General features: G+C 57.1%; 9 protein-coding genes. 3 read left to right on the top strand and 6 right to left on the bottom strand.

Translation table 11 applies throughout. The features are described from left to right. On the top strand, positions 1–193 hold a 193-nt coding region (locus tag ACFQMF_RS15680; RefSeq protein ID WP_379792319.1), incomplete at its 5' end, for a winged helix-turn-helix transcriptional regulator. Beyond that, positions 190–1,323, top strand: a complete 1,134-nt coding sequence (locus ACFQMF_RS15675; RefSeq protein WP_379792317.1) for a hypothetical protein — start codon at positions 190–192, stop codon at positions 1,321–1,323. The genes ACFQMF_RS15680 and ACFQMF_RS15675, both read left to right, overlap by 4 nt. A gap of 262 nt (positions 1,324–1,585) precedes the next feature. Here the strand turns inward: ACFQMF_RS15675 and ACFQMF_RS15670 are convergent, their stop codons facing one another. Further along, positions 1,586–1,795, bottom strand: coding sequence for a DUF8053 family protein (locus ACFQMF_RS15670; RefSeq protein WP_006113557.1), 210 nt, complete (start codon positions 1,793–1,795; stop codon positions 1,586–1,588). A 408-nt stretch (positions 1,796–2,203) separates the two neighbouring features. On the opposite strand from ACFQMF_RS15670, the gene ACFQMF_RS15665 reads away from it, so the two are divergent. Beyond that, positions 2,204–3,214 carry a hypothetical protein gene (locus tag ACFQMF_RS15665; protein ID WP_379792314.1) on the top strand — a complete coding sequence of 337 codons (1,011 nt, stop codon included), beginning with the start codon at positions 2,204–2,206 and terminating at the stop codon, positions 3,212–3,214. A gap of 268 nt (positions 3,215–3,482) precedes the next feature. Here ACFQMF_RS15665 and ACFQMF_RS15660 read toward each other — a convergent pair whose 3' ends face one another. The 5 genes from ACFQMF_RS15660 to ACFQMF_RS16330 all read right to left on the bottom strand — a co-directional run bounded on the left by ACFQMF_RS15660 (position 3,483) and on the right by ACFQMF_RS16330 (position 6,588). Then, positions 3,483–5,099 carry a DUF7845 domain-containing protein gene (locus ACFQMF_RS15660; protein WP_379792312.1) on the bottom strand — a complete coding sequence of 539 codons (1,617 nt, stop codon included), beginning with the start codon at positions 5,097–5,099 and terminating at the stop codon, positions 3,483–3,485. Further along, positions 5,096–5,458: a hypothetical protein gene (locus ACFQMF_RS15655; protein ID WP_379792310.1), complete on the bottom strand. Its 363-nt coding sequence runs from the start codon at positions 5,456–5,458 to the stop codon at positions 5,096–5,098. Before ACFQMF_RS15655 ends, ACFQMF_RS15660 begins: the two co-directional genes overlap by 4 nt. Further along, positions 5,455–5,931 carry a hypothetical protein gene (locus tag ACFQMF_RS15650; RefSeq protein ID WP_379792308.1) on the bottom strand — a complete coding sequence of 159 codons (477 nt, stop codon included), beginning with the start codon at positions 5,929–5,931 and terminating at the stop codon, positions 5,455–5,457. The genes ACFQMF_RS15655 and ACFQMF_RS15650 overlap by 4 nt, the downstream gene beginning before the upstream one ends. Then, positions 5,928–6,233: a DUF5658 family protein gene (locus tag ACFQMF_RS15645; protein WP_379792306.1), complete on the bottom strand. Its 306-nt coding sequence runs from the start codon at positions 6,231–6,233 to the stop codon at positions 5,928–5,930. Before ACFQMF_RS15645 ends, ACFQMF_RS15650 begins: the two co-directional genes overlap by 4 nt. 112 nt (positions 6,234–6,345) lie before the next feature. After that, entirely contained in the window at positions 6,346–6,588 is a 243-nt protein-coding gene (locus ACFQMF_RS16330; protein WP_465261793.1) for a DUF7563 family protein, read from the bottom strand. Positions 6,589–6,715 lie beyond the last annotated feature (127 nt).

Below are 6,715 nucleotides of genomic sequence, written 5' to 3'. Positions count from 1 at the left end.
GCGAGAATTTGTGAGCTCTGATGATCCAGTCCTTTCAAGTCCAGAAATCGCTGAAGAGTTTGGATTCACATCAAGCGGGATCTACAAGCGATTACAGGACCTGGAGTCCAGAGGCCTGGTTGAATCAAAGAAGGTTGGGCAAGGTAGAGCGTGGTGGATCACGCCGAAAGGACGTGCCATGATAGAGCAATGAGCGTGAATTACGATGTTAATTTAGATATTCTACTTGAGATTGCCTTGGAGGAGAGCCACGATGAAATGGAAGTTGAACGGGCGTTTGTACGCGAAATGCTACCGCTCATTAGCAGCCAACTTCGTGGTGGTAGTGCGGACCTGACCTATTCACGGACGCTAAGTGGATCAACTATTGCCCGCTTTCGTCATGAAGCATTAGAGTTGGATCGGAAATTGAGTGGCTTCTTCGAAGATCTTCCGTCTTACACCCGAGAGAACGTCTATATCTGGGACTATGATAACTCAAAGAGGTACCTAACCCCTGATAAATTGGAGGGTGTATTCAATCATATGAGATCCTATGTACTGGTTGGCAAACTCATACCGCTGTACAATATCTCAAATGAATTGACTAAGATAAGAACGGCTCAGATTCTATCATACAAAGTGCTTGATTCAAGATTTGGTGGCGAATCTGGCACTAACTGGATTCTTGAGAATGAGCCAATATCGGCAGAACACCGACCAGAATTCCTTAGAAAGTGTGGTATAATCCGGGAGGAACTAGTTGAGGATATTCAGCAGATCGCGGATTTCCGCAACACGTTAGTCCATGAGCTTGACGAAATGGCTGAACTCGATGACCCGGAAATGCTCTTGTCGAAGATGGAATCCTGTATTCAGACAATTGAGGAGCTTGATGAGTTAGTCAACTTCCCATCTCATGTTAGGTTGTATGAAGAGAATGATCTGGATGACACAGTCGGGATAGACATTCAGGAACTAAAAAATGAGATAGATACGAATGAGTTTGAGAAAGTGTCTGAGAAGGTCAGCGAGAAATTAATGAGAGAGGGTATCCGCAATCAGGGAACCTACATACACCGTATGATTGCCACCGAGCTTGAGGATGACCAGAAACTAATTGCCATGGTCAATGAGTTCTGGAATCAACACTTGGCAGACATTGATGATGAAAAGAGACTAGTCGATGAATTAGCGAAGTATGCCGGAACATACGCTAGGAAGTTCAATATCAACCTATTCCGCCGATTGAAGCCACATAAGAGTGATTTCCAATCTCGATTTCCTGAGAAAGTATTCTCTGAGGACTTCATCGAGATATTTGATGAGATTCAGGAGGAGTAATCCGGGGCGATTTGACGGTTCATTTATATTGCGTTGTATGTACGGGGGTCCATATCCCGTCGTTCTGGAGTAATAGAGTGAGTCCGTATTGAAGTGGGAACTGTCGACCGACTACAGTTGGAATGAACACCGACTACAACGCGACTGATTTCTATGTACCTGAGGTTCTGATTGCGCTACCCAAGGTACATAGATCACGGATCATGAATACATCCACGCCGGACCCCATGGGGTCGCGTCGAGAACCAGCTTCCGGCGGGTTTCACGCTCTTCCGACGAGTTCGTTCAGCGATTGTACCTCCCCACCTTCTGGGAACCGTACGAGGTACGATCCCTCGCCAACGCGCTGAACGTGCGCCTCGGCTTCTTTGATCGATCCGTCCTCAGCGACAAGCCCGTCGAGCTTGAGATGCTGCTTGTCGATCGTCACGGTTCCGCTCCCGTCGCGGTCAACGAGACTTTTGAATCCCATCGACCCTCGCAGGCACGGTGGTTCACTTAAAGATATCTTTGGGAGACACTCGAAGGCCTAAACGTGGTATCTGCGAGCGGTTTCAATCTGAATTGGTGAATGAGAGGGCCGGAATACCGAGGTTGTCTGAATGAGTCGGACACGTGAATAGACAGACCGCGATACGATTCGCTGATTCATTCACCCGCCCGCCCGGCGCATATCTCTGTTTATACGCGTGCGATCTGGGGTAGGAATCTAAATCCACAAGGGGACTGCGTGGCTCGGATTAGATCGAATTTCGTTCGTTGATACCAAGCGGCAGGACAACCAACCGCAACCCAAACGAAGTCCATTATGAGTTAAACTGAGAGCCTTCGTCAAAGTATGAACACTTGAATTATTACTACAGAAGAATGTGCTAATGATATGGTAGGTGTATCACGATCGTTTAACGCGATAGAATATCACGAAAATATACCTCCGTCAGAGTTCGGAGAAGCCGAGCCGATCGCGAGAAGGTCCACAACCGTTGAAGCGAATAAAAGTAAAAACAGCCTCTTAGTAGCAAGCCACCAATACCCGTGGGATGATGAGTCCGTACTTAATCGGACATGGGTTTTTGACATAACATTTGAAAACTGGGCGGATGTGTCTGAGCTTCTGTCAACTCTAAGAGACTACAGAGATTTACCCCAAGACGTTAGCTTGACAAAGGATATTTCAGCAGAGCAAGTAGAAGTGAGTGAAACTGTAATTCATCAAGGTGACGAGCCTGATGTTGAAAGAGATGTAGAAATATTTGAAGGTGTCACAATCTCTATTCGAATTTCAGACTCCGAGATCTCGTTTGCAAAAGTACCAGAAGGTGGAATAGTTATATTCCCGAATATACCTGTCGGGGATGCATACTCGCTAGAGGGTGGATCGCTAAACACAGTCAACCTAGATCGGTTCATTGAACTCCTTGAAAAATCCGAACAGGGGTTCACCTCACAAAATAATATATCTCCAACTCTCTCACCAGAGGATCAGCAAAAACTTGATGAGTACAAGTATGGCGGGGAAGTTATCGGACACGCACAAGACGGAGATATTTGTTTAGAAAAAGGTCTACAGCATCTTGCGTTGAGTTCGTATATCCATGCGATAGAATGGTCGTCGATAGCTTATCTTCAGGTTGAAGGAAAAGACATCATTGAGGAGGAAAAAGATGGTAATTACTACAACTTTGCTGGCGGGAGAAATAGCATACTGGATGAAGTAAAAGAGCGTTCTGAATTAGATCAAAAGACCATATCACAACTCAAGAGCATGAACAGAGCAGAAAGGAGATGGATGGCTCACCACAAGTCTGGGGAGGTACTACCCGAAGAAGTGGAAGCTGTTAGAGCAAGACTATCAAAAATTCCGGATTCGTTGTTACTGCGTTCAGCATAGTCACTAATCATTTTGTCTACTGTTTTCGTTTTCGGTCTGCCGTGCGGAGGCGGTGGGGTACCTTAGAATCTGTGGCCTTAGCCACACCCCTAACCGCCAACCGACCCCCCGGTGTCGGTTCGGCGTCGACGAGCAGCTCGTCGAGACCGAGATCGCGTTTGTGTTGCGGTCGAGATCGTCTCGAACCAACGGGTCGAAAGGGTAGATCGTGGCGAAAACAGCCGCAAAAAGAGGGTCAGGGTAGTGTTGCCACTCACGAGGGGCCGCGCTACCGGAGCGTCTGACCCTTCCCCCACGCGCTCCGCACCGGCCGGATCTTCGGTCCTGACGCGTCGCGATAATGTGAGACCGCTTCTTTCAGTCTCTCCGGATCGCGACCCGCACCGACCCAGTACCGCTTGAGCCGCGTCACCAACTCGGACCAGGACTCGCCCGCGAGGTTCCCCATCCGCACCCGGAGATGTGCTTCGCGCTCGTCGATGTGGATCCCGTTCGCTTGGCAGAACGCGATCAGTTCGTCCGTACGCTTATCGAGTGACTCTCGTTCGGCATTTTGGGCAGCGTGCGCCGCAGTCCCTATCGCGTTCCGGACGCCCTCACGCGCCGCGTCGAGAGCCTCAACGACCTGCTCCGCCACGTGGTGCGACCGCAACGCCACCGATCCCTGCTCGCGAACGACCATGTCCTCGATCCGTCGCAGCCCTCGCCGGATGCTATCTGGGTGCCAGCCATGTTCGTCCGCGATCTCTGCCGGAGACACGTCGCCCCCATCTGCGACGAGTGTCTTCAGCGAGTCTAATTCGACGGGCGAGAGCCCGTCAGCAAGCTGCCGGACGACAACGTTTCGCTGGTCGCTCTCGACGCGTTCGAGGTTCAGCGGCAGGACGCGCGAGCGGTCGACGGTCTCCGCCTCGAAGTACGTATCTTCGACAAACGTCCGCCCGCTGCCCGGTCCATCGTCGTCGAGCGGTTGCGTCGGAAGCCCCGCCTCGTTCAGCGTCGCGAGGATCGCCTCTTCGAGTTCTGTCGAGATCTTCTCGTGGTCGATTGGCCTGAGCGTCTCGTCCCACCGGTTTGACTGATACGACGCTTCGAGCTTCGGATGCGCGAGCGGGTGGTCGTCCGGCAGCGACTCGGCATTTCGCGCGTAGTAGTGCTTGAACTCCTTCGGGATCCGGTGGTCGGGGAACGCCTCGCGGATTCGCTTCGGCCCAAGCGTCACCGTGTGGTAGTATCCCGCCCGCTCGGTGTCGTCCTGTACGAGCTTCCGATACCCGGACCGGTCGCTTTCGAGGAGGTGACCCATCCGCGCGAGCGGGCCCTCTCGCGAGTGGATCGCACCGGACACGTCGCGGTCGAGCCGAACGTACCGCGCCGCGTCGATCACGACGCTGTACTCCTCGCGACGGTTCGCGAAGTACATCGGGTCGAGCGTCACCGCGCCGGCCGCCCGGTGGATCACTGTCTCGATCTCGTCGAACTCGACGTTCGATGCGTTCACCCGAACGTTCACCGCGTCGCCGAGATCCCACAGCGGCCGCGCGACCGAACTCCCTTCCTTCGATTCGAGTCCGCGCCACCGCGGCTGGATAAGCGCCTTCACCTTCCGCTCGCCGACCTCGTCGTTCGCGACCGCGTTCAGCCGGAACTCTCGAAGCGTGTCGAAGTCGACGCGCGTCCCGTCCGGCGTCTCCCCGCCCTCGGGCGGCGCGAGCCCGGACTCCTGATAGGAGAGCGTGACCCGCCACTTCTCGCCGTCGAGCGTGAAGCTCCCGCGCCGGCTCCCGGTCGCGTCGACGAGCCGCGCGGCGCCGAACCACGCCCCGAGCCCGGAGTACACATAGTTCGCCATGTACTCGTGCGGGGCAGTCTCGACGGCCTTCATCGCGAGCTCACCTCACGACGCGGAACTACGATCGGACGCTTCGAGCCGTCGACGAACACCGCACCGAGCCGAATCCACGGCGCCCGGTCGGACTCGTCAGTCGGATCGTCGACATCGACGATCGCGGCCTCGGGCGCGATCGCGAGAACGTACCGGCACGCGTCGCAGGTGTACCCGCGGGCGTTGATCGCGTCACCGTCGACGCGGGTGGTGTTCTGGTTGGCGAGCCGGAGCGTTGCGACCGCCGGCGCCCCGAGCGTCTCGGTCACCTCTTCCTGACACCGCGGACACGCCGCGTACTTCTCGTTCCCTTGCCAGCGGGCCGCGGGGCGCCGGAGTCCGTAGGCAGCGGAACTCACGGCTCCACCTCGCTCGGGTGGAATATCCGCGACCACGCGACCTGCGAACACTCGGGCCGATCGTCTCCGCCGGAGCGCCACGCGGTGATCGCGTCGTCGACGACGGTCGCGGGTACGACCTTCATCGCGACCGGCTCGCGAGCAGGCCGCGGCTCGCAGATCGCGAAGAGGTAGCTCCCGCCGGCGTCGCGGAGTAGTCCGTGCTGTTCACGTCGGAGGTAGAACCGACCGCGGCGACCGCTCGCAAGCCGCGGGATCGCGCTCTTGATCTCAACGAGTGATCCGGCTTCGAGCAGACAGATCCCGACGAACGGGAGCGACCGCGACGGAACGACGAGCGTCTCGGCGCGAGCGTCGACGTGTTCGGTCTCGGTGTCGGGAACGTACGCCAGCCCGTCGACCGCTTCGAGGACCGCCGCCTCGGCATTCTCGCCCGCCCGTTTCGACGAGACAGGACCAGTGGCGCGGCTCACGCGAACACCACCACCAGATTCACCGAGGCGACGGCGGCGCCGATCGTCGCGATCCCGAGCCCGACCCACTCCGGCGCCTCTAGGGCGTCGGCCGCGATCGGCCACGCACCGCAACACAAGCCAACGACCGCGAGCATCGCGACCGCCGCGGGTAGCTCGCCCATCGCGAGCAACTCGCGGACGATTGGGTTCGCTTCGGCGCCCGGACCGACCGCTCGGGCCGCGAGGATCGTCGTCGTCGCGTCGAGGACGCCGTGCGACGTGAAGATCGCAGCAGCCTCACCGCGCCGGTCCTGAGTCACGCGGACCACCCCCGTTCGGCGTCGCGCTCCCAGCGGAGCCGGGCGGCGTTACGGACGTGCTGCCGGGGCCCGCGAGCCGGGTCGTACAGACGGCTCGCGCGGACGAACAGGGTCATCCCGACAGCCCCCCGTCCCACGGCTCGCCCGCGTTGCGGGCGGGGCTAGTTTGTGGGTCCGGTGTGTCCACGTCTTTCCCGGCCGCGCTCCCCTCGCAGATCCGAACCCACGAGTCGCACTCGGGGCACCGGTGCGCGCGATCCTCCTCGTCACCGTGGACCCGACCGAAGTTCGCCGGAAGGTGCGCACCACAGTACAGACAGGTACTCCGGCCACCGTCGGGGTCGAGTCGGTTCACCGCACCACCCCCGTTTCACTACGAACGAGTCCAGACGGCGTCGGGGTGCGTCGAGAGTTGCGGTGAACTTTCTCAGCGATGGGAAGCGACGCTACATATACTAGCGAGCTAAACCGGCACGAGAACG

It is taken from the genome of Halorubrum rutilum (assembly GCF_042665015.1).
GTDB classification, from domain to species: Archaea; Halobacteriota; Halobacteria; order Halobacteriales; family Haloferacaceae; genus Halorubrum; species Halorubrum rutilum.
This window is presented reverse-complemented; position numbering and strand designations above follow the sequence as displayed.